The organism is Amycolatopsis jejuensis, assembly GCF_000717335.1.
Lineage (GTDB): Bacteria > Actinomycetota > Actinomycetes > Mycobacteriales > Pseudonocardiaceae > Amycolatopsis > Amycolatopsis jejuensis.
This window is the reverse complement of the sequence record NZ_JNYZ01000125.1, coordinates 1-233: the sequence shown is the minus strand read 5'-3', so window position 1 is coordinate 233 and position 233 is coordinate 1. Positions and strand designations below refer to the sequence as shown.

The 233-nt window shown below is 50.2% G+C and carries 1 rRNA gene; it reads left to right on the top strand.

Going from position 1 to position 233, the window contains the following annotated elements:
• Positions 1 to 136 precede the first annotated feature (136 nt).
• Positions 137 to 233 (top strand): 16S ribosomal RNA (locus OO71_RS46035); the annotation flags it as partial.

The window sequence follows — 233 nt, the reverse complement described above, 5'->3', positions numbered from 1 at the left end:
GGTTTGGTTCGGGGTGTGTTGCTTGAGAACTCAACAGTGTGCTAGTGAACTAAGCCAGTAGAGCTTATATGAAACCCCCTCGTCGGGGTTTCCTTTGAGTGCAAGAAGTATTTTGCCTCGATTGAATTCGAAGACATTGTTGGAGAGTTTGATCCTGGCTCAGGACGAACGCTGGCGGCGTGCTTAACACATGCAAGTCGAACGCTGAAACCGCTTCGGTGGTGGATGAGTGG